Below are 3,776 nucleotides of genomic sequence, written 5' to 3' on the forward strand. Positions count from 1 at the left end.
TCTCGATCGTCGTCGCCACCCCCACAACCGAAGCCGGCAACAGCCTCGCCGAGCGGATCGCAGCCGTCGGCCACGCCGCGAATTTCGTGCCGGACCGCATCTTCCCCTCCCACGGACAAAAGGACTTCAACGCCATGATCACAAACGAGACCATCACCCGCGCCCCGGAAAACGACGGTGCAACGGCCCCGCGCCCTCAAGCCGCCGCGCCAGCGGTCCCGAATATCGAGATCGTCGAACGCGGCAAGCCGCGCGCGATCAACGACGAGACCAAACTCAGCGTCGACATCGGCAAAAGCGATGCCGGCTACCATTATAAGAGTGTCATCACCCTGAATGGCCGCGATCTGCCGGGCTCTGAATGGAGCCAGGCGTTCGAAAGCCGCAAAGAAGCCCGGGAAACCGCCGCATTCAGTGCGGGACGCGACCTCGAACGCGCGATCGCCGCAAACACCAATGGCAAAGCTGCCGCTTCATCAAGCTCGAACCCCTATCAGCAGGTGCTTGACGAGATCGGGAAAAGCGTTGCGAATCTGCCTGGCGACAACGCAAACGCGGCGCTCAAGCAGCGAATTTCTGATCTCGGAGAGCGTGCGAAACAGCCCGGCGTCCTCGACGACCCGGCCGTCCAGCAGAAGATCGCCTGGGCGATGGCCGATACCGAGCGGGCAACCGGCGTCAGGACAAATGTCGGAGACCATATCCGCGACCAGATGCTCACGCTCGCAGTGACCATCCAGGGGTTGAACGATCCAAGCGTCATCCGGCTAATGAAATACACCAACCAGTTGGGCAGCCAGAACACGGTCGACCAGATCCGGGATTTTGCAGTCAGAATCGCCCCCAACAAAGCCCCCCAGGTTGGATCTGGCGACAAGGTGCTCCTCGACAAACTGGAGCAGCGGGTCCTCGACGAGAACCTGAACCAGATGACCCAACGACAATCTATGTCGGCCGACCGGGGAGCGAGGATACAGCAAGGCAATCAGCTCGATCAACAAGTCCGACAGAATCAGACCGTCGAAGCCCGCGCCCAAAACGCACCAGCACCATCGGAAACTGCAGCAGCCTCTGCCGGTCAGGGCGCAACGCAACGCCCGGTCGTGCAAGCCACAACCGCCAACGTGAAAGTCACGCCGGGCGCATCCACGGGACCCGGCTGGCTTGAGGGCATAGCCAACCGGGTGAAGGAATCCCCGCTGTTCCGCGCACCCGCCCCCCGCGCCAGCAACAGCAACGGCGCCGGTTCCTCCACGACCAATGAGCCAGCGGCTGCTCCGGCACCGACCCAACCCGCTCCCTACGCCGATACGAGCTTCGATCATAAGGGCGCTGTAGCCGGGATCGAGCGCGACCTGATCGTCGAAGGCGTCACCGCGGCCGCTGTCACCGCGGCGCAGGCCATGACCAGTCTGCGGCAGATGATGGGGGGTATCGGCCAGAAAATTGACGCTGCCGCTGAAAACGATCCCGGCGGCTACGCCAACGTTATCTCCGGCATGAAGCCCGGTGGCCAATACGCCGAATTGCGGTCGGAACTGGATGCACAGATTCAGCAAAGCCAAGGCTTCGCCGGCACCTACCAGCAGGCCACCGACGCGCTCGAAAACTACGCCACGAGCCGCGTCAGTGCAGAACAATGGTTCCGTAATAATGCCGTGAAGGTCAGTGAACTCGATAAGGACCTCGCCCCGGCCGAAAAGGGTCTGTTCGAATCACTGCAGAAAACACCGGGACTGACTTCGGGCCTGAGCATGCTCGAGGAAATGGCGGAGAAATTCGGCGAAGCGATCATGCAGATCATCAACCGGGCACGAACCGCCCTCGGCTTCGGTCCGGGCATGGGTAACGACCCCTCCCCCTCCCCCGCTGGTCCGCAGAACGAGCAGCGACCCGGCCCACGCCCCGGCTGATCCGTCACTTCACATGCCTCGCCCTTTCCCGCCCCCGCAAAGAGAGACATTCATGTTTGGCAGAATCGCGCGACTGATCCTGATCTCCTTCATGCTCGCAAGCACGGTCGCCGCTCCCGCCTTCGCGGCAGCGGGCGCGGGGACCGGGACCGGGACCGGAACAACGCAACCCGGCACCCAGGTCACATGGCAGCAGCTCAATGCCCCGAACGATTGGGCGGGCGGGGTGATCAATGAATTGTTCCCGATCAACCTGACCGGACAGCAGGTTGGCACCCCCACAGCAGGCACCGGGATCGGCAACGAGCAAACCGTCATCGGCACAATGATGGGTCTGTTCAACGGCATCGTCGGTCTCATCGCGGCCGCCTGGTTCGCCTACGCAACCTTGATGGAAATTCATCGCGGCGCCGAAACCGGTGAGGTGCTATCCGAACGAACCAGCTCGTGGGTCGCTCCCCGGATTGCCATGGCCGCGATCCTCATTCTGCCGGTGGCTGGCGGGTTCAACGTGGGACAGGCCGGCGTCGTGCAGATCGCGCAATGGGCCGTCGGCATCGCTGATCTCGTTTACGACGCCGGACTGACCGCGCTCGGCCCTGGCGCGCTGCCGATCGCAACACCACAGGTCCCGAACGCCCAACGCATCGTCGCCGGTTTGGTGGAAGATGAGGCATGCCGGGATCTCATCAATGATGTGTCCGGTTCCAACACTTCCAAAACACCACTCGTTCCCGAACCCGCGCCGATCTTCCGGCAGAGTTCCTACGGCAGCGAATGGGGTATCCCCTCGAACATCGGCAGTGCCATCAGCAAGATCCCCTACATCGGCCCCGAGCTCAATGCCTTCGTCAATCCGTCCGTCGGCACGGGCGGCACCCTGATCTACCCTTTCGCCGCCACCAGCGGCGACGGCAGCGGAACACCGGTCTGCGGTGAGATCACGCTCCGCACCCCCGCACCAACCACGGGATCAGCCCTGAATGCGACGGAAAACATCGCGAGCGATCAGGAGGCGGCCCTCGACAAAGTGTACTACGGCGAAATCGAACCGCAGGTCTCAACGATCATCGCCAATTATTTCCAGTCGGATAATCCCCAGGACCTCACCGGCCTGACGAGCGTCATGACCACCGCGACCTCGGATTATTCGACAGACCTCACAAAAGTCGCATCCAGCGTCGTGCAGGAGGAAGGGCAGAGCACAATCCAGAAGGAAAACCTCGATCAGATGGAAGCGCTGGGATGGAGTGGCGCCGGCGCGTATTTCATCCAGATCGCCGCGATGAACGGGCGAAACCTCAGCATCCTCAACAACACCGCCAACGTAGCAACCCCCAGTTGGGCGGGACTCCCCGGCGACATCAAATCCGACCTCGCTCAATACATGCCGCCGGTGACCAGCTTCCTGAACGAGATGCAGATCGACACTAATGTCGATGCCGGCGCGACCCCTCCGACCGCCCTGATCAGCAACCATCCCTCCTCCAGCGGGCTCGGGATCATCAACACCGTCTTCGACGCCATCGGCATCAACCGTCGGCTGCTGAACTTCATGGCAACCTCCGTGCTGCCGACCAATGGCGAATGGTCCGATCCTTTCGTGCCGATGATCAATTTGGGGCAACATATGGTCGAAGCCGGTATCTCGGCGATCGGCCTGTCCGCCTTGCTGAATACCAAACTCGGCACGCTCGCGGCGGTGGGCGGGCAGGCGTTGGCCGGTGACGAAGTCGGGGCAGCAGCAACCGCCGCGATGGCTGTCAGTGGGGTCCTCGGCCGCCTGGTCAACCTGATCTACATCGTCTGTGTGGCGCTGATCTTTCAGGGCCTCATGCTGGCCTACGTCATCCCGATGATCCC

2 protein-coding genes are annotated in these 3,776 nt (G+C 62.3%); both read left to right on the top strand.

The window, feature by feature from the left end; all coding sequences use genetic code 11:
- The coding region (locus ACP5E6_RS17060; RefSeq protein ID WP_427956190.1) for a hypothetical protein at positions 1 to 1,913 on the top strand (1,913 nt) is incomplete at its 5' end.
- A 52-nt stretch (positions 1,914 to 1,965) separates the two neighbouring features.
- The coding region (locus ACP5E6_RS17065; RefSeq protein ID WP_427956193.1) for a DotA/TraY family protein at positions 1,966 to 3,776 on the top strand (1,811 nt) is incomplete at its 3' end.

The sequence above is a fragment of the Acidiphilium sp. genome (genome assembly GCF_049977125.1).
In the GTDB taxonomy this organism is placed as follows: Bacteria; Pseudomonadota; Alphaproteobacteria; order Acetobacterales; family Acetobacteraceae; genus Acidiphilium.